Source organism: Pseudoalteromonas sp. APC 3893 (assembly GCF_030408095.1).
Taxonomy (GTDB): domain Bacteria; phylum Pseudomonadota; class Gammaproteobacteria; order Enterobacterales; family Alteromonadaceae; genus Pseudoalteromonas.
The window spans coordinates 148,283-175,240 of the sequence record NZ_JASDCD010000005.1; the positions used below are offsets into that span (position 1 = coordinate 148,283).

19 protein-coding genes and 1 pseudogene are annotated in these 26,958 nt (G+C 41.1%); 15 read left to right on the forward strand and 5 right to left on the reverse strand.

Going from position 1 to position 26,958, the window contains the following annotated elements; genetic code table 11:
- Positions 1–18 precede the first annotated feature (18 nt).
- Complete coding sequence (locus tag QMA12_RS09255; protein WP_290209721.1) at positions 19–1,794, reverse strand: ABC transporter transmembrane domain-containing protein; 1,776 nt, start codon at positions 1,792–1,794, stop codon at positions 19–21.
- Positions 1,795–1,883: 89 nt separating this feature from the next.
- Between QMA12_RS09255 and QMA12_RS09260 the strand changes: the two genes are divergently transcribed.
- The 7 genes and pseudogenes from QMA12_RS09260 to QMA12_RS09290 all read left to right on the forward strand — a co-directional run bounded on the left by QMA12_RS09260 (position 1,884) and on the right by QMA12_RS09290 (position 12,131).
- The gene (locus QMA12_RS09260; protein ID WP_087532529.1) at positions 1,884–2,282 is read left to right on the forward strand and encodes a DUF3224 domain-containing protein; all 399 of its coding nucleotides are present in this window, start codon (positions 1,884–1,886) and stop codon (positions 2,280–2,282) included.
- Between the two features lie 11 nt (positions 2,283–2,293).
- Positions 2,294–2,476, forward strand: coding sequence for a hypothetical protein (locus QMA12_RS09265; protein WP_290209720.1), 183 nt, complete (start codon positions 2,294–2,296; stop codon positions 2,474–2,476).
- Positions 2,477–3,094, forward strand: coding sequence for a LysE family translocator (locus QMA12_RS09270; RefSeq protein WP_290209719.1), 618 nt, complete (start codon positions 2,477–2,479; stop codon positions 3,092–3,094). It abuts the gene before it with no gap.
- Between the two features lie 284 nt (positions 3,095–3,378).
- Positions 3,379–6,258 (forward strand): annotated as a pseudogene (locus QMA12_RS09275) (TonB-dependent receptor).
- A 20-nt stretch (positions 6,259–6,278) separates the two neighbouring features.
- Positions 6,279–10,589 carry an alpha-1,6-glucosidase domain-containing protein gene (locus tag QMA12_RS09280; RefSeq protein WP_290209718.1) on the forward strand — a complete coding sequence of 1,437 codons (4,311 nt, stop codon included), beginning with the start codon at positions 6,279–6,281 and terminating at the stop codon, positions 10,587–10,589.
- Positions 10,590–10,706: 117 nt separating this feature from the next.
- The gene (locus tag QMA12_RS09285) at positions 10,707–11,252 is read left to right on the forward strand and encodes a PH domain-containing protein (protein WP_290209717.1); all 546 of its coding nucleotides are present in this window, start codon (positions 10,707–10,709) and stop codon (positions 11,250–11,252) included.
- Positions 11,253–11,366: 114 nt separating this feature from the next.
- Positions 11,367–12,131 (forward strand): hypothetical protein, encoded by a 765-nt coding sequence (locus tag QMA12_RS09290; protein ID WP_290209715.1) that lies wholly within the window; start codon positions 11,367–11,369, stop codon positions 12,129–12,131.
- Positions 12,132–12,310: 179 nt separating this feature from the next.
- Here the strand turns inward: QMA12_RS09290 and QMA12_RS09295 are convergent, their stop codons facing one another.
- The 3 genes from QMA12_RS09295 to QMA12_RS09305 all read right to left on the reverse strand — a co-directional run bounded on the left by QMA12_RS09295 (position 12,311) and on the right by QMA12_RS09305 (position 14,706).
- The gene (locus tag QMA12_RS09295) at positions 12,311–14,092 is read right to left on the reverse strand and encodes an alkaline phosphatase D family protein (RefSeq protein ID WP_290209713.1); all 1,782 of its coding nucleotides are present in this window, start codon (positions 14,090–14,092) and stop codon (positions 12,311–12,313) included.
- Between the two features lie 79 nt (positions 14,093–14,171).
- Positions 14,172–14,516, reverse strand: coding sequence for a rhodanese-like domain-containing protein (locus QMA12_RS09300; RefSeq protein WP_290209711.1), 345 nt, complete (start codon positions 14,514–14,516; stop codon positions 14,172–14,174).
- A 1-nt stretch (position 14,517) separates the two neighbouring features.
- Entirely contained in the window at positions 14,518–14,706 is a 189-nt protein-coding gene (locus tag QMA12_RS09305) for a DUF2892 domain-containing protein (protein ID WP_290209709.1), read from the reverse strand.
- A 132-nt stretch (positions 14,707–14,838) separates the two neighbouring features.
- Between QMA12_RS09305 and QMA12_RS09310 the strand changes: the two genes are divergently transcribed.
- Genes QMA12_RS09310 through QMA12_RS09320 form a run of 3 tightly spaced genes read left to right on the forward strand, consistent with a single transcriptional unit; the run spans position 14,839 to position 19,493 of the window.
- Positions 14,839–15,141, forward strand: a complete 303-nt coding sequence (locus QMA12_RS09310) for a metalloregulator ArsR/SmtB family transcription factor (RefSeq protein WP_290209708.1) — start codon at positions 14,839–14,841, stop codon at positions 15,139–15,141.
- Positions 15,142–15,145: 4 nt separating this feature from the next.
- Positions 15,146–18,433 carry an efflux RND transporter permease subunit gene (locus QMA12_RS09315; protein WP_290209706.1) on the forward strand — a complete coding sequence of 1,096 codons (3,288 nt, stop codon included), beginning with the start codon at positions 15,146–15,148 and terminating at the stop codon, positions 18,431–18,433.
- Positions 18,423–19,493: an efflux RND transporter periplasmic adaptor subunit gene (locus QMA12_RS09320; protein ID WP_290209704.1), complete on the forward strand. Its 1,071-nt coding sequence runs from the start codon at positions 18,423–18,425 to the stop codon at positions 19,491–19,493. Before QMA12_RS09315 ends, QMA12_RS09320 begins: the two co-directional genes overlap by 11 nt.
- On the opposite strand, the gene QMA12_RS09325 is transcribed toward QMA12_RS09320, so the two are convergent.
- A complete protein-coding gene (locus tag QMA12_RS09325) occupies positions 19,486–20,163 on the reverse strand; it encodes a nitroreductase family protein (RefSeq protein ID WP_087532518.1) in 678 nt (225 codons plus the stop codon). The two genes, QMA12_RS09320 and QMA12_RS09325, sit on opposite strands and share 8 nt — an antisense overlap.
- 572 nt (positions 20,164–20,735) lie before the next feature.
- Between QMA12_RS09325 and QMA12_RS09330 the strand changes: the two genes are divergently transcribed.
- The 5 genes from QMA12_RS09330 (at position 20,736) to QMA12_RS09350 (ending at position 26,949) form a co-directional block, all read left to right on the forward strand.
- Positions 20,736–21,050 (forward strand): Bor family protein, encoded by a 315-nt coding sequence (locus QMA12_RS09330; protein WP_087532517.1) that lies wholly within the window; start codon positions 20,736–20,738, stop codon positions 21,048–21,050.
- On the forward strand, positions 21,047–21,376 hold the full coding sequence (locus QMA12_RS09335; protein ID WP_290209703.1) for a hypothetical protein: 330 nt from the start codon (positions 21,047–21,049) through the stop codon (positions 21,374–21,376). The genes QMA12_RS09330 and QMA12_RS09335 overlap by 4 nt, the downstream gene beginning before the upstream one ends.
- A 150-nt stretch (positions 21,377–21,526) precedes the next feature.
- Positions 21,527–24,532, forward strand: coding sequence for a TonB-dependent receptor (locus QMA12_RS09340; protein ID WP_290209702.1), 3,006 nt, complete (start codon positions 21,527–21,529; stop codon positions 24,530–24,532).
- A 147-nt stretch (positions 24,533–24,679) separates the two neighbouring features.
- Positions 24,680–25,390 (forward strand): Slam-dependent surface lipoprotein, encoded by a 711-nt coding sequence (locus tag QMA12_RS09345; protein WP_290209701.1) that lies wholly within the window; start codon positions 24,680–24,682, stop codon positions 25,388–25,390.
- Positions 25,391–25,509: 119 nt separating this feature from the next.
- A complete protein-coding gene (locus tag QMA12_RS09350) occupies positions 25,510–26,949 on the forward strand; it encodes a surface lipoprotein assembly modifier (RefSeq protein ID WP_290209700.1) in 1,440 nt (479 codons plus the stop codon).
- Positions 26,950–26,958: the final 9 nt, after the last annotated feature.

The window sequence follows — 26,958 nt, forward strand, 5'->3', positions numbered from 1 at the left end:
GTTATTGACCGCTTTTCTTCAATCTCTATTAAACTGTAGCTCACATAATTGTTTATATAGTGGGTTTGACTCTATTAATTGCTGGTGCGTACCTGTGGCAATTATCTCACCGTGCTCCATCACGACGATTACATCTGCATGTTTTACTGTGGCCAAGCGATGGGCAATAATTAGTGTAGTGCGGTTTTGCATTAGATGCTCAAGCGCGGCTTGCACATGATGCTCACTTTGCGCATCAAGAGCACTGGTTGCTTCATCAAGCAATAGTATTTCAGGGTCTTTTAATATTGCGCGAGCGAGCACAATCCGCTGTTTTTGCCCGCCAGATAAACGCACGCCTTGCTCTCCCAAAAAGCTTTCATAGCCGTTTGGTAACTGTTGTATAAACTCATCAGCATGGGCATGCTTAGCAGCAGCATAAACTTGCTCGTCAGTGGCACCTGGATTGCCGTAGCGAATGTTGTGCATCACATCAGAGCTAAATAAAATCGGGTTTTGTGCCACCATGCCCATACAATTACGTAGGGTATTGAGTGATAAATCTTTAATATTAATACCGTGAAACTTAATATCGCCGCGAGCGGGGTCGTAAAAGCGCTGTAGTAGTTCAAAAAGAGTGGTTTTACCTGCGCCAGAGGGGCCAACAATTGCTACTGTTTGGCCTTGTGCGATAGTTAGTGTTACATTTTTAAGTGCGCTAACATCAGGGCGTGACGGATAGTTAAAGGTAATATTTTTGAGCTCTATGGCTACTGATTCTTTATGTGATTGCAATTGATCATCAAGCGGTGTTGCAGGATTTACAATCTCGCTTTTCACCGCTAACAGCTCTAGCAGCCTTGCAGCAGCGCCAGCGGCGCGTTGTAGCTCACCATATACTTCGGCTACGGTTGCCACCGACATTGCTACCATAATAGCGTAAAACACAAAGGCACCGAGTTCCCCTCCGGTCATAGTGCCTGCAAGTACGTCAGTGCCGCCAACCCAAAGCATGACGCTTATGGCGCTAAAGGTTAAAAATATTACTGCGGCAATTAAAAATGAGCGCTGTTTAATACGGCTTTTAGCCACATTAAATGCTTTATCGGTTTCAAGAGCAAAGGCCTGTTGCTCGCGTTGTTCATGGCTATAGCTTTGCACTACTTTGATATTTTGAATTATCTCCCCAGCGTAAGTGCTAATGTCGGCAATGGCATCTTGGCTAGAGCTGGCAAGTTTACGTACCTTTTTGCCAAAAACCATCATCGGCACTAATACTAACGGCACACAAGCAACCACCACTAAGGTGAGCTTTAAGTTAGTGACTAGCAGCATCACTAAGCCACCAATAAGCATTAATGCGCTACGCAGCGCCATTGAAAACGATGAGCCTATAATGGATTGTAACAAGGTGGTATCGGTGGTTAGGCGTGACATGAGCTCGCCGCTGCGGTTTTCTTCAAAGTAACTTGGGTGCAGAGTGACGATGCGATCAAATACTGCTTTACGAATATCATTACTAACACGTTCGCCAATCCACGACATTAAATAAAAACGGCTGAATGTTCCAACAGCTAATAAACTGATCAGCCCTATTAGTACTAGCACCGCTTGTTTTAATTGCGCTTGGGAGCCCGCAATAAAGCCATGATCGATGACAAATTTAACCCCTTGGCCAAGTGATAAGTTAACACCTGCGGTAATAAGTAGCGCCAAAAGCGCAGAGAAAACCACCCATTTGTAAGGTTTAATAAATTCAAAAATAGGGATTAAGCTACTAAAAGCCGCTTTTTCTTGATGCGTGGATTTGCTCATGCTGGATTCTTTTTAATGGATAAGGTATAGATATGGCTGCAAATAAAAATATTTCAATAACCGCAAACAACAATCAATAAAGGATTATCATGGCTACTACACACATTACGGGCGAATTTAGCGTTAAACTCAACCCAATAGAAGGCTACGCTAAAGGTATTGATGGCGTTAATTTGGGGCGAATGTCGATAGATAAAACCTTTACAGGCGAGCTTGACGCGACCAGCACTGGCGAAATGCTCAGCGCGATGACTACCACCCAAGGCAGTGCAGGCTATGTTGCTATTGAGCAAGTTGTTGGCACACTTGCAGGTAAGCAAGGTAGTTTTGTATTGCAGCACTTTGGCACCATGGATAAAGGCCAAGATTCATTAATTTTAAATGTCATACCTGATTCTGGTAGTAATGAGCTTGAAGGGCTTAGTGGTAAAATGAGTATTCGCATTGAAGACGGAACTCATTTTTATGATTTTGAGTATCAGCTGTAAGCGGTATAAACATGCAAAAAGTAATAGAATTTAAAAAGACGCGCTTTTTTGGTGGTATTAATATCGATGCCCTCAATGAAAAAATTTATCAATTAAATCAAGATGGCTGGAACTTGATTAATATCAGCCCAGTAACGGGCTTTTTTGGCCAAGTTTATGGTTATGTTCTTTTGATTGAAAATAATGAGTTATAAATGTCGTTATCTTTGTGGTTAAGCCTAGTGGCCATTTGTATGATGGGGGCTATGTCTCCTGGGCCAAGTTTGGCTGTGGTTTTGAAGCACAGTATTCATGGCAGTATGAAAAATGGCATGCTTGCGGCTATTAGTCATGGAGTAGGTGTTGGCTTTTATGCAGCGGCATCTTTGCTTGGTCTTGGCGCATTGATGTTACAGTTTCCCACTGTGTATCAAGTGTTAGTTTACTTAGGTGCGGCGTATTTAGCATATTTAGGTGTTAAAATATTATTAGCAAAGCCCAGTGCTGATGAGCTTCAAGTTGCGCAGCAAAGTGGTAGTGCTCAACAAGCGTTGCAAGATGGTTTTGCTATTGCGTTTTTGAATCCCAAACTTGCGGTGTTCTTTTTAGCCTTATTTTCACAGTTTATAGACCCTGCAAACCTAACTTTTAAAGTGGGCATGATCATGTGCTTGACCGTATTTGTTATTGATACTGGTTGGTATTTGATAGTGGCAGCACTCACTGAACTGTCAAAAAAACGATTTGCGTTTACTAAGTCATCACCTTGGCTTGATAAAGTTCTCGCGGTGATTTTTATAGCCCTTGCTGTACGTGTTGTTTTAACAACGTAATATTTAATCATCCAGTTTTCTGGGCCAAATAAAAAATGTTGGCTCAGACTGAATATTTATTACTTACTTATTTTTCCATACTAAACCCTCTATTCATTTCACGTTAGCTGCTCAATCGTAGCATTTGGCGACAAGTTACTTCTCAGAGCTAGACGTTACCCTTATTAGTGCATACGTATTCATCACACTTATTTTACTTTTTGGTTACACTTTGTTGGTTTTATTTTATCCACAATTTAAAAATAAATCGCACACAATTATAAAATCAATAGGGTAGGAAGCTCATGGGGAAATTTAAACTGAGTGCATTAATGCTCGCAATGTTCGCAGCCAGCAGTGCATTGGCCGCAGCTGAAAGTGATGCACAAGCGACAGTCAATCCACAGTTAGATGATGATCTAGAGGTTATTGAAGTAACAGGCTTTAGCCGAAGCTTAATTCAATCACTTAACCAAAAACGTTTTACAGATACAGTATCAGAGCAGCTATCTGCTGATGATTTAGGGGCGCTACCTGATGTATCAATGGCAGATGCGCTTACTCGACTACCGGGGATTTCAGCTGTACGAACAGGTGGCCAAGCCGCCGAAATAAATATTCGAGGCATGTCGGGTGGATTTGTATTCTCAACCCTCAATGGTCGAGAGCAAGTATCTACAAGTGGTAGCCGCAGTATTGAGTTTGATCAATACCCGTCGGAGCTAATTAGTTCTGCTGCGGTTTATAAATCACCAAAAGCATCGCTCATTGAAGGCGGTGTTGCAGGTACTGTCGAGTTGCAAACGGCGAGTCCGCTTGATAATGAACAGCAGCATAAGTTTGTTGTGAACGCCAGAGGTATGTATAACGACCGTGCCTCAGAAGTGTATGACGCCACAGAATTTGGCGATCGCATTAGTTTTTCATATCAAGGTAAATACCTTGACGACACCCTAGGGGTTGCACTCGGTTATGCGCGCCTATTTCAACCTAGTGTAGCAACGCAATTTATAGGCCTCGCTTATAACGATAATAAAGAAATAGATGGCTTGGCAAATGATACTGGTGGCCCTGAAGTAAACCCAGAGAACGAATACATCAGTGAGGGTTTTGAGCTCCAGCACTTAGGCGGTGAAGAAACCCGTAACGGTTACATGGCAGCGATTGAGTGGATACCTGTAGATAACTTTAAGTTGAAGGGGGATGTGTTTTTATCACGATTTGATACTGAGTCATTTGCCCGTGGTTTGCGAGTTAAACTTGGTGGCCCATCTGCAACTTTTACCAATGCACAGTTAGAGGGTAATTCAGTTATTGGCGCAGCCGTTAATCGTACCTCAAAAAGCTATACCTGAATTGAAATCGTTAATGATGACAATCAAGATTTTGACGAAGTAGACAGTTACGGTGTTAACGCGGATTGGCAAGTAACAGAGCGTTTAAACGTCAATATAGATGTGTCTTTGTCGCGAGCAAAAAGTAACTTTCGCAATGGTTTACTTTGGGCATTGGTAGCTGAAGACGCTAGCGCTGAAGAACCGGTACTTGATAATAATGTGTCAATAAATTATCAGCTTAATGGTCTCAACCTGCCCGATGTAGGTTTTAATCAGGCAGCCGCATTTAGCGACATAGACCGTGTTATGGTGAGTAAGTACGGTATTTACCCTTTTCAAAATGAAGATGAAGTTAGTGCTTATCGTCTCGATTTTAAATATGAACTAGATAACAACTGGTTCAGCTCAGTTGAATTTGGTGCGCGTTATTCTGACCGTGAATATAGCAATAACCGTTCTGTGTTTGAATATGGTGATGATGGTGCGTTTTCAGCAAGTGAGCCGTCACTTCGTTTAACTGATGACATGGTTGATGTGGTGGATTGGCAAGGCGAATTTAGTTACTTTCCATCGTATTTAGCAATAGATGTTGATAAAGCGCTGAATGCGTGGTTCCCTGAAGGTGCTCCTACACCTGTAACTACATGGGGTAACGCTGATGGGGTGGTTGATGCACAGGGTTACACCACAAACTATTCATGGACTATGTTACAAAGTGGCTCAGTGTATGAAGAAGTGCTGTCAGCCTATGCCATGCTCAATATTAATGCTGAAATTGGCAATATGCCAGTGCTGGGTAATATTGGTATTCGCCGTGTAGATACCGATCAATCGGCAACAATTTTAGAGAACGTCAATGGTGATTTAGCGCTAGGCGCACAAAATATTACTGACAGCATCGGCATTGTAAATCAAAACTATTTACCTAATGTGCTTGGCACGACCTACACCGACTACCTGCCATCACTTAACTTAAACTTTCAGTTAACGGATAACACGCAATTGCGTTTTGCCGCAGCTAAAGTTATGTCACGTCCACCAATCAATCGCCTAGCGGGAGATGCTAGTGCACAGGCAGATAAAACCACAGGTAAAATTAACGGCTCAAGTACTAATAATCCATTCTTAAAACCATTTTATGCCGACCAATACGATATCTCTTATGAGCATTATTTTGATGAATCAGATGGTGCGCTAGTGGTCGCAGGTTTTTATAAAAATATAGATTCGTTTATCGATACGATTGCGATAGAGGGATTTGACTTTAAAGGTAATGGCTTTAACGTTCCTGACTACATAGAAAACCCAGTCAGCGGCGAGCAAGTAGCTACCACTAATGGCACATATACAACCGCAGTTAATAACGCCAATGGCGGTTATATTCGCGGTATTGAGCTTGCTTATACACAAGTTTTTTCATTCTTACCTGCGCCTTTTGATGGTTTAGGCTTTAACGGCAGCTACTCCTACACCGAAAGCGAAGTTGAATCTATCACCAGTTTAGGGGGCGACACGACGACTCAAGGTTTACCTGGTTTGTCTAAAAATGTGTTAAACGGCACTTTGTTTTATAGCTTAGATAATTTTGAAACCCGCCTTAATGTGCGCTACCGCTCAGACTTTGTGTCCGAGCAAGTGGCTATCAATGAACAAGTGGTGAATTTTGATGCCGAGACCGTGGTCGATTTTCAAACCTCTTATCAATTTACTGATTCATTTGGCATGTTGCTACAGGTTAATAACCTCACCGACGAACCCACCCAAAGCTACTTTGGTAATGAAAGTATTACTGGGACTACCCAGTACTTTGGTCGTCAGGTTTATTTAGGTTTTACCTATAGCCATTAATGCAAATTGGAGCATATATAATGAATACAATAACTAAAATGACTCATTTGCTATTCGCTGTGAGTTTAACGTTACTTTTTGGCTGTGGTGGTTCAGGTAGTAGCGATGTAAAAGCAGGGCAAACTCTTTTAACTTGTGATGTACCACAAGTACCTAACACTGAAGGGACGCAATGCGTTGATCCCGAGCCTATCTCTTGCGACGCACCGTTATTTCCAGATGCGAACAATGAAAGCTGTATCAATGGCTACAACCCGGATTTACCTGATCCTGTTGTTTTTGCTGGAGAGAACGAAGCTGTTTTATTTTATAAACGTGATGAAAATGAAGGGTATGAAGGCTACCGTTTACACTCATGGAATACTGACGGTTGCGATGCTTACGCGCCGCCGTTTGATGCCACAGATTGGGGCAATGGTCACGAATACGACGGTGTTGATCCAAATTATGGTGCTTATTGGGTTGTAGCACTCAAAGAAGGTTATACCGAATGTGCCAATTTTATAATACATATTGGCACAGAAGGCACCGGCAAAGCCCATGGTGATGTGGATTTAACTATGCCACTGATGCAAGACGACGAGCGTTTTGTGCGTATGAACTTTACCTTTGATGGAGAGCCGTCTGTATTTGAGTTCCCAGTTGCAAGCCTTGGCGAACGCCCCGTTGCAATTGACGGTGCATCAGCACACTGGATTGATTTAAATACGGTATTGTATAAGCCAAGTAATGAGCTTACGCAAATTATCAAGTTACACTCATCTGCAACCGCTGAGCTAGGGGTTGATTTAGATACAGGTTTAAATGGTGAAACCATTGAGCTAACAGCAACACAGCTAAGCGATGAACAAGCTGCAAAAGTACCACACTTAACGGATTGGACTGCATATCAAGGTAATTGGGATGCTGACACTGCAAAGCAACTTATAAAGCAACAGCTTGCTGTTGCAGGCTACGATGCGGACGGCAAGTTACTTGAAGCAAGCTTTGTACAATCCGCTAAAGTACTCGATGCACTTTACACCCAAGGTGAGAACGATGCGAACGAGGCAATGTTGGGTGTGCATTATAACAACAATGCAATTGATGTTTCAGTATGGGCACCAACTGCTAGTAACATGATGATTAGTGTATTTGACGCTGATAAAGCACAAGTGCATAGCACCGCCATGACGTTAGACAACAATACTGGTATTTGGTCAGCCAGCTTAGACAGCCAATACGACCGTCATTATTATCGCTTTGCGTTTGATGTTTATCACCCAACTACTAAAGCAATCGAAAGCCTATGGAGTACAGACCCTTACTCATTAAACGTATCAAGCAATGGCCTGTATTCGCAGTTGATAGATTTAAATGATGATGACACCAAACCAGAGGGCTGGGATGATCGCATTGTACCAACGGTGACTAACCCAGAAGATGCAATAATTTACGAAGGTCATGTGCGTGATTTTAGTGTGCGTGATACGTCAGTAAGTGAAACTAATCGTGGTAAGTACCTCGCGTTTACGGAACTTGAAAGCGTGCCAATGCAGCACCTTAAACAATTAGCTGATAAAGGTTTAACGCATTTTCACTTATTACCTGTTACTGACATCGGCACTATTGAAGAAGATACAGAGCAACGTGTTGAAATCACCGATACCTTAGGTAAATTATGTGATCGTATAAACGATGAAGCCGATGCCTGTAAAATCGAAGATAAAAGCAGCACGATAGCCGACATTATGCAAAGTTATCTGCCGGGCTCTGATGATGCACAAGCACTTGCCAGCGCGATGCGTGATTTAGACGGTTTTAACTGGGGTTATGACCCACACCACTTTATAGCTCCAGAGGGCTCGTATGCATCTAGCAGCGATGGCATTGCTCGTGTAAAAGAGACGCGCGCCATGGTGCAGTCACTGCAAGAAGTCGGTCTTCGTGTGGTTCTTGATGTGGTATACAACCACACAACGTCATCAGGCATTTGGGAAAAATCTGTTTTTGATAAATTGGTTCCTGGTTATTACCACAGATACAATGAAGTATCAGGTACGATAGAGCGCTCAACATGTTGTGAAAACACCGCTACAGAACATGTAATGATGGACAAGTTTGTTACAGATTCAATGGTTATTCTTGCTCGCGACTTTGGTTATGACAGTTTCCGTTTTGATGTGATGGGCCACATGCCTAAATCATCAATTTTAGCAGCGCGCGAAGCTGTGCAAGCAGTTGACACAGATAACTACTTTTACGGTGAAGGTTGGGATTTTGGTGAAGTAGCCAACAATCGTTTATTCACTCAAGCTAAGCAAGCTGATATGGCAGGCTCAGAGGTTGGCACATTCAATGATCGTATTCGTGAAGCTGTGCGCGGTGGGGCATTGTTTAGTAATAATCCGACCGATGGTAATTTAGCTGACCAAGATACCTTACGTTTATCGCTGGCGGGTAACTTACAAAACTACATATTAAAAGACTTTAAGGGTAACTCAGCAAAAGGTAATAGCTTTAGCTGGAACACCCAGCCTACTGCTTATGCGTTAGACCCAGCAGATAGCATTAACTACGTATCAAAGCATGACAACGAAACACTTTGGGATCAGCTGCAATATAAGCACGCATCAAGCATGAGTATAGAGCAGCGTGTACGTGCCCATAATATGGCATTATCGATTCCGTTGGTGAGTCAAGGTATCCCGTTTATGCAATTGGGTGCTGATTTACTTCGCTCAAAATCAATGGACCGCGATAGCTACAATGCGGGTGATTGGTTCAATGCGGTAGATTTAACGAAAGAAAATAACAATTGGAATATTGGTTTACCTAATGCAGAAAAGAACGAAGAGAAGTGGTCTGAAATAATGCCTATTTCTGCTAACGCTGATGCACAAGCAATGCCACAAGATATTGCTTATGCAGGCGATGTGTTCCAAGAGTTCTTAGCTATTCGTAGTGCAAGCCCTTTATTTAGATTAACCACCGAACAAGATGTGATTGACCGTGTGGGCTTTCATAATGTAGGTAAAAACCAGCAACATGGCCTGATAGTAATGAGTATCGATGATGGCCAGGGCTTTGAGGACATAGACTCCCAGTTTGATGCACTCGTAGTCGTCATTAATGCAACAGAGCAAACGCTTTTACATACCGTACCTACGGCAGCAGGGTTTGAAATACACCCAACACTTAAAAATAGTGTTGATAGTGCAATGTCAGAGGCTAGTTTTACCGCTAGTGAAATGGACGGAACCTTTAGCGTTCCAGCTTATACCATCGCGGTATTTGTGAAGCCTCAGGGAGATACACAAGGTGTAGGGTTAAGTGCTAATGCAACCGTTGGCGCACCGGATGTTGTTCCTTTTGGTAGTACTGCCGTTTATGTTCGTGGCACCCTTAATGACTGGGGGACAGCAGATAACTTTGAGTATGTGGGCAGCGGCGAGTACCGTGTTGCTATTACACTTACTGCGGGTGATTATGAGTTTAAGATAGCATCTGAAGACTGGTCTACTGTTGATTTTGGGGCTTTGTCAGATGAAGATAAAGACGTTATTGAAAACCAAAATGAATCATTAATACGCAGTGGTTCAAATATGACCTTTACAGCGGCCAATGATGCAACCTATGTGTTCTCGTTTGATGCTAGTGATAAAGAAAATCCGACACTCAAAGTGTATAACGAAGAACCGTTTGTTGGCATGCCTGTTTACGTACGAGGTAGTTTAAATGAATGGGGAACCAGTGATGAGCTAATGTATCAAGGTAAAGGTATTTATACTTTTACTAAAACACTCAGCGCAGGTAGTTATGAGTTTAAAATTGCATCTGAGGATTGGGAGTCAGTGGATTTTGGTTCAGGTGAGTCAGATACACTTGTAACAGTTGCCAAAGCGAAATTGTTAGCGGTTAAAGGTGAAAACATGATGATGGATATTGCCAGTGATGGTGATTACCAATTTGTTTTTGATGCGAGCGATTTAAACGAGCCAACCTTGAGTATATTCGATGCGAAAATGTTTTCTGATACACAGGTGTTTTTACGAGGTAGTTTAAATAGCTGGGGTACAGATAACCCGCTTATGTACCAAGGCAATGCGATGTATAGCACAACACTCGACTTAGCTGTAGGCGATTATGAATTTAAAATAGCCTCAGAAGATTGGAGCACTGTTGATTATGGTGGTTTGGGTGAGTCACCTACGGTAATAGTGGGTGAACAAAGCTCATTGGAAGCGGTAGGGGCAAACATTAAGCTATCTATTTCAGAGCAAGGGAATTACACCTTTAGTGTGATTGGACCTGACCGTAATAACGTTAAGCTGATTGTTAGTAAAAACTAATCACTCTTAATAATATACTGAAAAGCCGAGCAGCCTTAGTGTGCTCGGCTTTTTTTATAGTTGCATTCAGTCGCAATATTACCTAGGTTAATAGAATAAATATCAAGGAGGTTATGAATGTCTGAATTAGCCCTGAAAACCGCAAGTTTTAATCCTAAAGTGAAATCTTACTGGATCACGTTAGGAGTCATTACCTGCTTAGTGTGTTTGGTTGGTATCCCATTAATTCCAATTGTAGCCTTAATAATTTGGATCGTTTCAGGGCGTATGCTCAAAGCAATGTCAGCAGTGCTACTGGAGCGTAAGCTGGTGGTAAAGCGCGGTGTATTTTTCAAAGAAGAAAAGTCCATCCCGCTTGAAAAAATAACCGATGTAGGGTTAAGCCAAGGGCCATTGATGCGTCTATTTGGTTTATATCGATTAAGTTTTGAAACTGCTGGTCAGTCGGGGCACGGTGCATTAGTGTCGTTACTGGGAGTTGAAAATGCCAGTGAATTTCGCGAGGCTATATTAACGCAAAAAGACAATCTAGCCGAAACAAAGCCAAGTAAGGCTAAAGCGGATGAACCTCAAAGCCAAGTCGAATTACTCCGCGCACTTACCTACAGCGTAAAAAACATCGAGCAGATGATGGTAACTTTGTTGGATGAGAAGAAATCATAATAATTTCTTAAATTTACTTGTTGTATAAACTTGATATTATCATGATATATAAAGTGCACTGCTTAGTTGTTAAATTAAGCTATTTTATTTTGATTGCAAAGAAGTGGTGAAAGTATGGATGTAAATAACCCTGCGGGAAGACTCCTAAATATTTTAACAGAAGGGAAGGCTGCTAATAAAAATGAAAGTTGTAGAGAAGTATGGGCTAAAATTTTAGGAGTTGAGGAAAGCGATTCTTTTTTACTTATAGGTAGAGTCGGTAAAGTTTTTTCGTTAGCTGACAGTATTTCGATAGAATTACAAAAAATAGATAATATAGATATTGCAAGGTATATGTCGTGGACAAAATTTTTAGAAAGTGCTTTTTCTAATTGTAATCTGAGTAGTAACTGGAATGAGTTTATAAAACATATAAATGAGCCTGTTTTAGACTACTTACACATGACGTCTGGAATGCTTTCAACGAACTGCCCGCAACCCGTATTGCCACGAAACGATCTGGAAAATATATTTTCTGGTGCAAAAGATCTAATTGAAGAAATTACTATTGCAGAATTACCTGATAATATTAAACGCTATTTTATACTGCAGTTACGAAAGATAATTGCTGCTATCGAAGAATATAAAATTACTGGCGCTGCAGAAGTTGTTGATATAGTTCAAGCTACTTTTGGTAAAGCTGTTCTTTCTAAAGACATTATTGATGGTAAAGCAACAAATGAGGCAATGGGGAATTTTTGGAAGTTTATGGCTAACACTGCATTAGTTGTTTCCACAGTTGTAGGTTTGATCCAAATAGCTGATTATACAAAAAAAGCATTTCCAGAACTTGCTTCATCAAAAGAAATTATAATCACGTCAGAGGAAAATAAACCATAAGGTATACAGGTAAATAACCTTTGTTATTCAAGCTGTATAGATTAAAAAGGCTAAGCATTATATTCGCTACAAGTATCCTTGCTTTGAACTCAAATCAACCCGGCGATCAGCTGTTCGCCGGGCTTCTTTAATCTTTCACCTAGAACCTTTCCCTAGCCCCTAGGTACTTTCTTGAGCCTTTACCCTTGAATTACTGGCTGACCTGCTAGCATACGTAGCTCTTTGCTGCGCTCAGTTTGCATGGCGTAAGACGCGGTTTTAATACTGCTTACGTAGTTCCACTTAGCGGCGGCTTGCTCTGGGGTAAAAGTAACGGTTAAGTAGCCACGATCTACTAGGTTGTTATAGATTAAATCATTAACTAGTAATGGGATCACTTGCTCCATTTGCGCTGTTGCTTCAGGTCCTTGGGTGTTCAGCGCTAAGTACTCTTCAAGACCTGGCGAAGACACCGATGATGTTGCAAATTCAACACCGGCATTTTGTGAAGCGGCGATTGGGTTGCTGGCATCAGTGGTTAATTGGCCTGCCCACGCATTATGAGTGTCGCCAGCTAACACAACTAAATTCTTTTGTGTCGCTATAGCAGTACCAAGCAGAACTTCACGTTCGTAGGCATAGCCGTCCCATGCATCTAAATTGTAAGGAGCTGTGGTATCAACGCGGGCACGCTTAGCATCAGTGACTGTTGGATCACCGGCTAGAATGCGGCCTTTAATTTGTGCTAGTTCTGTAAATAATGCAGATGCTTGAGCTAACAGAGTTTCAGTATCTGCGCCATTTGCTTGGCTTACTTGTAGGCTTACTAAAAGTTGTAGTACTTCAAACGGCAGGTGCATCTTGGTCATTAGCACTTGCTGGCCAAGTACTTGCCATTTTGAGCTTGAAGTTGTCATACCATCGGTGAGCCAGGTTAGCTGTTCACTTCCCAGTAATGCGCGTGTTGGCGAACTAATAGCACCAACAAAATCGCTTTGCCCTTGTGGGCTGGTTAAATCAAAGTCCCCGTAGCTTAGTTGTTCATCACGAGCGAGTACACGGGTATCCAGCATATACAACGAGACTAAATCACCAAACTCAAAGCGGCGATAAATACGCTCTTTATCGGCAACATTACGAATTGGCATCCATTCAAAATAGGCCTGTAGAGCATGTAATTTACGCTCACTAAACTCGCCTTCGCCATCATTATGGTTTTCTGCGCCTTCACGCCACGTGTCGTTAGTTACTTCGTGATCATCCCATACTGTTATAAAAGCGCAATTGCTGTGAGCTGCTTGTAAGTTGCTATCGGTACGGTAATGGGCATAGCGCTTACGATAGTCAGCTAAGCTGATAATTTCTGCGCTATTATCATCTGGTAGTAAGCGCCCTAGAAGGGCGGCGTCTTGTGAAGCATAGCCACCATTACCGTATTCATAAATATAGTCACCGAGGTGAAGTACTGCATCAAGGTCAGTTTGTTTGGCTATTTCACCATACACATGGAAAAAGCCAGCAGGGTAGTTAGCGCACGACACGACTGCAAATTTTACTTTATCAACACTACCTGTTGGTAATGTTTTACCTGAGCCCGTAGGTGAGGTTTTACCGTTTGAAATAAAGCGATAGTAGTAAGTGGTGTTGGCATCTAAGCCTTGTAAGTCAACTTTTAGAGTAAAGTCGCTGGCGGTCGTTACTTCGGTTTCACCATCATGAACTATATTGTTAAAGTTACTGTCGGTGGCTGCTTGCCATTGCACTTTTATGCTGGTGGTTGCTGCGTCAACAGGTGTTACACGAGTCCATAAAATTAGGCTATCACTAAGTGGGTCGCCACTGGCTACACCATGATCAAAGCTAACCTCAATGATTTCATCATCATCGTTATCAAATGTACAACCTGTGATGCCTAATGATAAAACGGCAGCGCCAAAACCCGCTGCCGATGCCTTTAAAAAACTTCTTCGTGTAAACGTCATTGCTCTGTACCGTTAAAAGTAAAACTATGAGCTTATCCGACCAGTGTGACTTTTATATGAAGTTGCTATGCTATTTGTATTAAAATACCTGGCAAATAGTGTCTGCTTTACAAGTGATTACAGTAACGTTTTCATACCCTACTCGGGTCAGCGCTTCTGCACTTAATGTGGCCCGTGCACTACTGGCACAGTGGAGGTAAATCGCTCGTGTAGGATCTTTTTCGATTTCCATGAGTTTCATTTCAAGCAAACCTCTAGGGATATTAATTGCACCTGTTGCAGCCTTGGTTGCATGTTCTGCTGGTTCTCGCACGTCAATTAATAAGCCATGATTTTGCTCAAGCTCTTGTTTAGCTTGTTCAGCATCGATACGACGTTGGTTGGGTGTAATAATTTTCATAAGATCTGGAATTGAAGTAAGCATGTTATTCCTCGAAGCCTAGTTTTTTTAATACAGTGATCATAGGGCACCATTTGCTAAATGCCGATTGAATTAAGTTTAGGGCAATAAATACAGTAAACCAAATCCACTGTGGATCATGAAAGTGTTGTAGTAATAATGAAATACCAATCATTACTCCTGCAATAAGACGAAGTGCCTCATTTAGTTTCATAGTGAACCTTATCTATTGTGGTTGTTGTTTTGTAATATATTAGAAAAAACTAAATTAGTAAAACCTAATATTAGACTTTTCTAATATATAGATTTATACTTAGTATGTAATTTGAATATAAGAGCGCAACTTATGACTATCGACTTTACAGCCATGACAGAAAATGTAGAACGGGCTGAGCAGCTACTAAAAATTTTAGCGAATAAAAACCGTTTAATGATCTTGTGCTCGTTACAAGATAGAGAAATGAGTGTCTCAGAATTAAATGCTGCAATACCTCTGGCACAATCAGCTTTGTCACAGCATTTAGCTGCATTACGAAAAGCTAACATCGTCACTACGCGCCGTGAAAGCCAAACTATTTTTTATCGTGTAATTGACGAAAATGCACAAGTTATTCTAGCCACTTTATATGGCTTATTTTGTAAGGAATAACGGTATGAATACGCTCGATAGTGCAGTGAAGAAAAGCCTTAACGGCCGTATTCCGATCATTATTTTTGTTATGGCTGTATTGCTTGGCATGATGGCTTTAAAGCAAACTCCTCGAGAAGAAGAGCCGCAAATTGTCGTTCCCATGCTTGATATTTATGTCTCAGCCCCTAATGTTGAAGCGCCGGAAGTTGCAAGGCTAGTTACTCAACCTTTAGAGAAGCTGTTAGCGCAATTGCGCGGTGTTGAGCATATTTATTCGACGACCCAATCTAATGGCTCTGTGGTTACATTACGGTTTGAGGTTGGTCACGACCGAGAGCAAGCCATACTCGATACATACGCTAAGCTTTATAGTTATCAACATACCATGGCATCGGTTATTAGCTCGTGGCAAGTTCGTCCTGTCGAAGTTAATGATGTACCCATAGTGATGTTGGGTTTATTCAGTAAAGATCCTAAGTTATATAGCGATTTTGAACTAACACGATTTGCTAATGAAATTGCCAATAGCTTACAGCGCATAGAAAATACCAGCGAAGTGAAAGTAATTGCAGGGCGTGAGAGAACGCTAACAGTTAATTTAGATGCCAGTGCATTAGCAGCCCATCAAACAACACTAAGTGATGTATATTACGCGTTAAGTGTATCCAATCAATTATCGCAAGTAGGTAGTGTCGTCAGCGCGAAGCAGCAAATAACACTGCAAGCCGGTGATGTATTACGCGCAAAAACTGATATAGAGCAGCTTGTTGTTAATGTAATTAATGGCAAAAACATCTATTTAAAAGATGTTGCTAACGTACTTGATGGCCCGGGTGAACCGCAAAATTATCAATGGCTAGCGCAGAGCAATACAGCACAAGAGCTGCCACTCGTGACATTGAGCGTAGCTAAGCAAGCGGGCACCAACGCTGTTGCGGTTGCTAATGATGTCCACGCCATGATGGCTGAATTAAAAGAAAGCTTTTTACCCTCGCAAATAGACTACACCATACTCAGAGATTACGGCCAAACCGCTAACGAAAAAGTAAATAACTTAACATCCAGCCTCGTATTTGCGGTGTTTACTGTGGTTATATTTGTCGGGGTGTTTTTAGGTTGGCGACCAGCCATCGTTGTCGGCCTTGCTGTGCCTATTTGTTATGGTATTACTTTAAGTCTTGATTTTGCCTTTGGTTATACGATTAATCGCGTCACGCTTTTTGCGCTTATTTTATCATTAGGTTTGCTGGTGGATGACCCTATTACGGGCATTGATAACATTAGTCGCTTCTTACAGAAAAAAGGCAATAAAAAGCAACAGATAGTCGCCGCAATGAGTGAAATACGTGGCGCACTTTTAATGTCTACATTAACCATTATGGTGGCTTTTATTCCTTTGGCTTATATAACCGGCATGATGGGCCCCTATATGGCACCAATGGCGTTTAATGTGCCAGTTAGTGTTATGGTTTCAACTATAGTCGCGTTTTTTGTTACTCCTTGGCTTGCTATGAAATTATTAAAAGAGCCTGTGGCTGAGCATGCAACTTTAGCGGATGACAAAGCTGGTATTTATGCGCGATTACTTACTCCACTTTTGGCCTCTAAAGGCAGAGCTAAATTAATTTTATGGATAACACTTGGCCTATTTATTATTAGCGCAATGCTACCTGTTATGCGCCTTGTACCTTTGAAGTTATTACCTTTTGATAATAAAAATGAGCTACAAATATTAATAGATATGCCAGAAGGCACTAACTTAGAGCAAACAGCACTCATTGCTCGTAAAGTGCAAACAATTACATGGCAGCTTAGCGAAGTCAGTGAAATTGCTGCTTATATAGGTCAACCCTCTAGCATGGACTTTAATGGCATGGTGCGCGGGTATTATCGCCGCGAAGCGCCGAATTTAGCCGAGCTCAGAGTGCTTTTATTAGATAAAACCGAGCGAGATCATCAATCACACGCAGTGGTTATGCGATTGCGTAAAAAGCTAGAGTCGATAGCAGATAACGGCATTATCATAAAGGTGGTTGAAGTTCCCCCTGGGCCGCCAGTGTTTAGCACACTCGTTGCAGAAGTTTATCGTGATGCATTTGTTGATACCGAGACTTTTCATCAAGCGGCATACAATGTTGCCAAACGATTAAAGCAAGAACCTTATGTCGTCGAAGTTGATACCAGTATTGCGGTAGCAGCACCGTTACAGCGTTTTATTACAGACAAAGATAAAGCGGCACTGTCGGCGGTTTCAACTGAGGATATTGCAAGCTCATTAGCTATTGCCTCAGCAGGCAAAAATGTGGGAGTGATGTATGTAAGCGGCGAAACTAAGCCCGTTGATATCAAGCTGCAGCTACCATATCAGCAACGTAACCAGCTTGCCCAATTACTGGCAATTCAAGTGCGCGGCGATCGAGAACTCACAAAAACGACAGATGACTTTGGTTTATCTAGTGCGCCAAGACCGCTTGTCGCTTTGTCTGAATTAGGTGAATTTAAATACTTAGAAGTAGCCAAACCGATTATGCGTAAAGATCAGCGCGATGTGGTTTACGTTATGGCTGAATTAAATGGTCGTACACCTGCCGAAATTATTGCTGACGTGAATGCTGATTTAAATGTCAAAAGTGATGAGTTCTCTCAAACTAACTGGCTTAATAGACACTTTTTTAATAATGGTGGTACGGCTGCGTGGCATCTACCACAAGGCACTCACGTGACCTTTAGCGGCGAAGGGGAGTGGCGAATTACTATTGATGTGTTTAGAGATATGGGCATTGCATTTGCGTTTGCGCTCAGTGCTATTTTCATTATTTTACGTATTCAAACTCAATCGGCTAGTTTATCACTGATTATTATGTCAGCCATCCCACTTACAGTTATTGGTATTATGCCTGGCTTTTGGCTGCTGAATCAGTTTGGTGAGCGTACCATTGCAGGCGCGCCAGAACCTGTATTATTCACAGCTACGGCGATGATCGGCATGATTGCATTAGCGGGAATTGTGGTGCGCAACTCGTTAATTTTAGTTGAGTTTATAAATCAAGCGCGTGGGCAAGGTATGGTAATTAAAGATGCGTTAATTGCCGCAGGAACCACCCGTATGCGCCCTGTATTATTAACCGCTGGGACTACTCTATTAGGTAATTTGGTGATTACTTTAGATCCTGTATTTAGCGGTCTCGCTATTGCCATCATTTTTGGTATTGTTGCCTCCACATTGTTTTCATTATTTGTGGTTCCGTTAGTTTATTATTTAGTGTTTGCAAACACTCAAACAACCGAGGACGAAGTTCATGCAAGGTAAATCAAAACTATTTGGTTCAATCATTGCGTTGTTAGTGATTATTTTAGCAGTGCTGTTTATGGCAGGTAGCTTTTCCGATAAGCAAGCGCCGGGTAATAAGCCTGTGTCAATTTCTACATACAAGGGTAAGATCGTCGCAGTTGAATTAACGACTATAAAGCGCAATGAGTTAGTGCCGGGCACTGTGATTGCAAAGCAAAATACACAAATATCATCTAGGGTTATGGCGCAAGTTGAACGCTTTAACGTACGCGCAGGCGATAAGGTGGCAAAAGATGATGTACTTATCACGCTTCAACAAGATGATTTTAAAGCGCAATTGGCACAAAGTAATGCACAAATTAAAGCAATACAAGCCTCTCTAACTCAAGCTGAAAAACAACTTAAACGAGTAAAGGAGCTATATTCACAAGGCTTGGTATCAGTTAGTGACTATGATGATGCTAAAGCTAAGTTTGATAACTCAACCGCCAATTTAGCCGTAGCCCAGCAGCAGCAAACTCAAGCACAAGTTGCATTGAATTATACCCAGATCAAAGCGCCAATCTCAGGTGTTGTGGTTGAAAGGCTGGTTGAACCGGGCGATATAGCTTCACCGGGCGCTCCTTTACTTGCTTTATATAATCCTCAGCAACTACAACTTGAGTTTAACGTGCGAGAGCGTCAAGCGATAAAGTTAAAGTTGGGAGATTTACTTAACGTTAACTTACCTTCGTTAAATCTAACTGCAAGTGCAACCGTTACGGAGATAGTGCCCGTTGCAGATAGTGCCGCTCGTAGTATGCTTATTCGTTTAGAACTGTCGTCTCAAACAGGTTTAACACCAGGGTTGTATACTCAACTACAGTTACCATTAAAGCCAGAAGCCGGAGTTTTAATTTCACCAGATTGGGTGTATCAATTTGGTCAGTTAAACATGGTGTATGTTATTAATAATGACTTGATTGAACGGCGCTTTATTCGTTTAGGGGAAGTACTTAATACTAAGCAACATGTTGTCGCAGGGCTTAACCCTGGCGACAAGCTCGCTGTTGATTATAAACCTGAAAACATCAAATAAAGGTCGCTATTTCATCCAGTGACTTCTTCACAAGGGCATGCTCAGGTACGGTTGCTTCATCACTAGGGTAACCGGCAATTAACAGCATATAAGGGCGTTCGTTGTCTTTATCTCGGCCGCAGATATCAGTTAAAAAGCTCATAGGCTTTGGTGTATGGGTAAGTGTTGCAAGGCCAGCTCTGTGCAGTGCTTGAATTAAAAAACCTGTTGCCAGTCCTACTGACTCATGCACGTAATAGTTAGTATTTTTATCATCAGTACTTAACCCACCTTTCTTTTGGCTAAATACCGCAATTAACCAAGGTGCATGCTCTAAATAAGGTTTGCTGGCATCAGTACCTAGCGGCTTTAATGCATCAAGCCATTCTTCGCCTGCACGGCCTTCATAAAAAGAGCGTTCTAGCTTTTCAGCTGCCTCACGAATTTGCTTTTTCACGTCATGAGAATGAATCGCTACAAAATGCCAAGGTTGGTGATTTGCACCACTTGGTGCAGTACCCGCAGCTTTAATGCAAGTTTCAATGATCTCTTTTGGCACAGGGCGGTCACTAAAACTACGAATACTATGGCGACGTTGGCATGTAGTTAAAAACTCTTGGGCACGCTCTAGCATTTGATCATGAGGGTATTCGGTAAAGTCGGTGAGTGGTTGATTATCATGTTGTTGCATGGCTTTTCGCTTCTAATTAGAGTGAGTGATTATTTTTATACCTAGTCGCAAGATTAGGTGCAAGTAATATCTACTTCACTGCTTTTCTTTTTTACGTTCATTTGCTTGTTTATTGAACGTTGCGTTCACAAAATGTTCAGCTATATTTGCTTATAGTAACGCTCTAGATAGAGAGAGCATGAACATTCAAGCAACTAATCAGGTTACTCAGTACCAGTTAAGCACTACTCTAAATGCTAGCAGTAAGTTACTTACGCCTATTTAGAAAAAGATAAGATAGAACAGACTAATGAGATTGCCGACATTATGCTCGATTCAATTAATCAAAATGATGAGCAAGGTAATTTATTGCAATATTAGTATTCAGAATTTAAGTCACCTCTCCTAAAGAGTGAAACCAAGCCGCATTTATGCGGCTTTTCTGTTTTCATCAGATTAAAGTTTACATTGTAAAAAAGTGTCTATCTGGTTATTGGTTTTGGCAACATATTCACTACAGTTTCTTACCTTTTATTGTATTTGTTATATGTACAATTACAGCTCTTAACTAAATACATAAAAAGGATATAACAATGAGAGCGTTAATTACTTGCTCAGCGTTACTCATGCTCAGTGCGTGCTCTTCGGTGACTATTCAACCGCAGCAAGTTGCTAAGCTTAGTTCTAAACCTAGTTATCAAGATAGCCGACCATTTTTTATGTGGGGGTTAGTTGGCGAACAGCGTGTTGATGTAAAACAAGTGTGTGGCGAGCAAGACGTAGTGCAAATGCAGTCACAACAAACATTTATCGATGGCGCGTTAGGTTTGGTAACCCTAGGAATATATGCACCGCATACAGTTAAAGTTTGGTGTAATGAACAACAAGCCACAGGAGAAGAAGCATGAAAAATCTAAGCTTGTTTACAGTGTGCCTATTTATATTGGTTTTAACTGGTTGTACAAATATTCACTTTGATAATGGTGAGTATGATGATTTAGCTAATAACCATAAAAGCGAACAATGGCATCACAATTTTGCAGCAGCATTATATGAAGGTTCTAACGCGGTAGATTTATCTGACATCTGTCCTGACTTGCAATGGCAAAGTGTGCACACTTATAAATCATTTACTAATGGCTTGGCCGAGCTGGTTGTCAATGATGTTGGTCCTATCTGGTATCCTAAAACAGTGGAAGTAAGCTGCGCTAAGGTACCGATGGCTGTACGTTAAGGGATTGAGTGGGTAAAGTAGTTTAGTAATACTGTTTTACCCAGTTTTAAAATATGAGTAAAAATAAAAACTAAACTTTTATTGAGGATTTGTCACTTTCATTCGGTGTATCGCTTAGTTGATACACAATTAATAAGAAAGGAAGCCGACATGCAGTTTTTATCAAAGCCTAAATTACTCACGCTATTACTCAGCGCTCACTTAGGAGTCGCAACTTTAGCAGTACCTACAACCTCATATGCAGTCACAACGGATGTACACTCTTTTAATATCCCTGCAGGAAAATTAGATGACAGCTTAAATAAGCTTGCAACTATTGCAGGTATAGAGCTGCATTTAGACGCGAGTTTATCTCAAAAACTTCAAAGCCCTCTACTTCAAGGTAATTACAATTCTGCACAAGCATTAAACATGTTACTCGCAAATAGCGGGCTTTATAGTGTTATTCAAGCGGATGGCTCATATCGTATTTTAACTAAAGCTAATGAAAATAGAATGATATTAGATACGATCAATGTGGCAATGGGGGATAATTATGGCATCACTCGTGATGAGGCTGGTAAGCATGCAATCTATGATGAAGATATATCATCGGTATATACGTCAATAGATGAAATCGAAAGGTACAAAGGGAAGGATGCGGCTGACTTATTTAAAGGGATGTTAAATGTCTACAGTGGTGATGCGCGAAATGGTGGTGGTGTAGATCCAAGTATCCGTGGCGTACAAGGTCCAGGGCGAGTACCATTATCAATAGATGGTACAGAGCAAGCAATTACAGTGTGGCGTGGCTATCGCGGCGTTTCAAATCGTAATTATGTTGATTCAAATTTAATTGGCAGTATTAAAGCAATAAAAGGCCCTTCACTAACTCCTAATGCACATACTTCAGTTGGCGGGGGAGTACAAGTTAGTACTATTAATGCTAGCGATGTATTGCTTGAAGGGGAAACAAGCGGTGGTGGTCTTGTTGTTGAGAGTAGTAATAATGCCGTTGATCCTAAGCTACCCACTTTATTCACCGGGCAAGATTACAGGGAGGTGGAAGGTTTTCCGCAAATGACGCCTAATTTTGCTTACGGCGACCCTTCTTTATGGCAAGAGATGAGTGGTGATAAAGAAAATAACCCTTTGTCAGGTGAAGACTACGCTTATCGTTTAGCGTTAGCTACGCGTCAAGATAGCTATGAATTACTCGCCGCCTATGCATATCGCAATAAGGGCAACTACTTTAGTGGCACAAGAAAATCAGAGTTTTATAATCAGCCTAATGATCAAGAGTTCAATATTACTAAAATGAATCCGCGCTCTCTAGCGCACCGTCAACGACCAGGTTATGAAGTGCCAAATACATCCAGCGAGTTGGAATCTTTCTTACTCAAAGGTGAATTTAATATTAGTGAAAACCAGCAATTAAACCTAGGTGCACGTGTAACAAATGCGCAATACGGTGAAATTATGGCAAGTCGAGCAGGTGACATAGGTGAAAATGGTGAAATGGCACAGTGGCCTCTTAGCAAAGTTGAAGCACAAGCCTATAACATAAAATATCAGTGGAACCCGAAAAGTAAGCTTATTAATGTCACTTCAAACCTCTGGAGCACTCATACAATTAGCAATACTAATTCTGCTGGGGGGTTCCCAAATTACGCTAATGCCATTTGGGAGCTAGCGGATCCAGATGCTAGTCCAATAATTCGTAATACAGCCGTTGCCAATAACCGTGAGAACCGTTTTGGTTTTGATGTAAGTAACCAAATGATGTTATCAGACGAGCTTGAGCTAATTATGTCAGCGCGTTATCAATATCATAAAATTCGCTCAGAAGATGAATACCGCGGTACAGTCGATGGTTGGAAGCACTGGCCACGCGAGGGTAGACGAGAAGAGCTTGAAGGGCAGTTTAATTTTAAATGGATGCCAACAGATTCGTTAATTTTTACTGCCGGTGCTAGTTATAAAAGCTACTGGGCGATTGATGACTTTTTATCAAGCCGAATTGCGGCTGAGGATGAGCGCTTTACGAAAGAGCACTCTGCCGCAGAAGGTGTATATTTAGAATATAAAACAGCTTACACAGAAGCGGAACATCAAGAATTAAGAGAGCAAGAGAGAGAGCAGTATGGTGATTCAAGCTTCTTTGTTGATAACCCCGCAGGCTTAGAAAATTTCCTCGATTTTAGAGAGAGTGAGCGTAGAAAAAAACACAAAGCAGTCTTAGAACCATGGTTACATAACGGTGAGGGAAAATACCGCAGAGCGAATAATATATGTGTTAACGGTGAATTGAATAACGTAGCTAATTATATAGAAGGCAGTTGTCGCCAAGCAGGTGGGCCTGTTAATGAGTACGGTAAGCAAATTGATGGCGGTAAAAAAAAGGGGAACCACTGGGCTCCAGCATTTGCTGCAACCTATTTACTTAATGAACATAGTCGAGTGTACATACGTTATACTGAGGGTATTCGCTTCCCGAGTATGTTCGAAAGTACTTTAGGCTTCTCGGCTAATAACAACCCTTATACAGATATTAAACCAGAGCATACCTATAATTATGAAACTGCGTTTGTACATAACTTTGAACAAGGGGACATTAAATTAACCTACTTTCATCATAAAACAAAAGATGTCATAGAGCGCTCAGGTAATTTACTTCGCTTTTATAATATTGATAAGCAAACGCTGCAAGGATTTGAGTTTCAAGGTCGCTATGACAATGGTTCGTTTTTTGCTGATTTAAGCTTATCACACATGACTAAGAATGAAGTCTGTGATGAAAGTCTTGCAATTACTCAGGACCCTGTCGAGGGCTCAATTCCAAATTGTGTACATGCTGGTTTTGCGGGAGGTTACTTAAGTGATCAAGCTATTCCTAATGACTCTGTTAATTTAAGTCTTGGTGGCCGTTATTTCGAAAATGCTTTGGAAACTGGGTTACGAAGTGTTTATTTATCAGCAAGTAAAAGTGAAGAAGATCTTGAGCGAGATAAAGCGCTGACTTTTGACGCATACGCAAAGTATAGCTGGAGTGAGCGGCTTAACGTTGAGCTGATAGCCACTAATTTGACCGATCTTTATTATATTGATCCACTGGTACGTTCGAGTGTTCCGGCTCCTGGAAGAACAGTGAAGTTAAAACTACAAATGAGCTTTTAATTTATTTAATTAGCTTAAAAAAACAAACCCACAAACTAAATAGTTATTATTTTTTGTGGGTTTTTGTTTTTCGTTCGGTGTTGTTAATGAAAGCATCTTAGTTGTGCTTTTTATTTCATTGATTTTTTATTTAAAAGGAACTGAAAAATGAACAAATTATTCGCAACAATCGCCGTACTTACAACCACTTTTAGCTTTGCTACCCATGCAAATTACGTAGGGACTCAAAGTGACAATACCAATATTGAAGTAGGAGAGTCTACGGTTAATGGTGGTCCTCATGTAGCAGGGCGAGCTGGTATTGGCATTGCGGCAATGGGCTCTACTCAACAGAAAGTCGATTTTCAGGCGTTATCAGCTTATGCCCAACCAACTAACGGTATTCACTCTTTAAGCATGGGTCATGGTGGTATTGGCGCATTTAATTTTGCAAAAGTGGGTACTAGCGATGTCTGGTTTGGAGAATGGTCACAAGATTTTAACGGTAATGGCAACGACCGCGCAGTATATTATGTTGGCAATAGTACCAACACGACAGTACCAGTAAGCGGCACGGCTAGTTATGCCATTAAAGGGGTTAATAAATTTAGCGGTAGTAATCAGTTAACCGGAGATTTTACGGCTAACTTTGGTGCACAAAAGTTAACTGGTAGCTTGGCTAATTCAGCGCTTTCAGTGAGCATTGATGCAGATATCGTGACATCTACGGCTGCTTTTTCAGGAACGGCGCTTGCCAATGGTGCGGTATTTGGTAATAGCGAAGGCCACTTCTTTGGTGCTGGCGCTGCATCACTTGCAGGTATTGCTACCTTTGCTGATCGTCAATTAGATACTGCGTTTGGTGGAACTAAAAAGTAATCGCAATTATTTAGTCGGGGGCTAATATTTAGCCCCTTTAATTGACGCTTTTGAGTATTATTATGAGCCACCAAAATAAAAGTTATTATTACCATAATACAGTACAATTATGGGTAGTAATGTTAGTGTTAAACTCCCCTCTTTTATCTGCATCGACTGAAACGCGATTACATTTACAGCAACGTATAGAGCAAAATATAAAACAAAATGAGCATTCAATCGTTGCCGATGCGGCGCATGATTCAGCTAAATCTTCCTCTTTTACAATTAATGGGCAACAAATCCAAGTTAATAACAATGTTCATGAGTTAGGCCAAGCAGTCTATTTTTTAATTCAGCATAAGCAATGGCCAGCAGCACAAAATTTGTTATCTCGCTATGTGTCATTAGAAAATTACGATGTGATGCTAGCCCATTATGCACAAGGTGCGATTGATCGTTCTGCAGGACGTTTAAACGAAGCTGAGCAGCAACATTTGGCTGTGCTGGTTCAACAACAAGACTTTTTACCTAGCCAATTAGAGTTGGCGCGGGTGTTGTTTGATAACAATAAAAATACTGATGCGCTTATATTGTTTGAGCAAATTGCTGAGCAGTTACCAAATGACAACCCTAAGGTTGAGGGTGTGCGGCACACGGTAAATAGTTTTATTGATGCGCTTAACTATCGTCAAGCTTGGCGAGGTTCTTTTGCGCTAGGGCCAAGTTTTAGCGATAACTTAAATCAATCATCACAAAGTTATACGTGTTTGCTTTGGCTACCGACTGAAGAGTGCTTAATTGAGCGTGAAACTCCGCAGGCTGTATCGGGAGAGGGCGTTGACTTTGATGCGAATATTAGTAAGCGATTTGCTTTTTCAGGTCACCACGGGTTGAGTTTCCGAGGTCTTGCTTATGGCAGTAATTATCTAAGTAATAGTGAATATAATGAACACACTGTGATTGCTAACTTAGGTTATAGCTATCAAACGGCTTATGAGCAATTTTCAGCATCAGGGCAATTTAAATACAATGCTTTAGGTAATAGTACACTTTACAGTGCAGCGGGTATTAAGCTTGATTGGCTAAAAAACTTATCAAAAAAACTAAATGTAAAACTTGAGCTTGAAATTGAACAGCAATCATATCAACCGCAGCACTACAGTTACCAATCCGGTACACAATTGGCAAATTATAATACTCTTTGGTATCAGCTTAATGAACAGTGGCTGCTGTTTGGCGGACTCGATTACAGTAAAAAAAATAACAATGATAAGGTACATGCATACCAATTATTTTCGAGTCGATTTGGTGTTAATAAGCGCTGGAGTAACGGGGTAGAGGCAACTTTATTTGCATCACTCAGGGCGCGTAAATATGAGCAATATAGTGCTTTATTGGCGCAAAAGCGTAAAGATCTTGAACAAAATTACACACTGATTGTAAGCATGCCAAATCTAGCTGTATTTAGTATGACACCAATTTTTACCTTAAATCATACTGCTGTTAACAGTAATGTAGATTGGTTATATAGCTATGATAAAAATAGTGTCAGTTTAAAGTTTGAGAAAAAGTTTTAGCGACTAAAT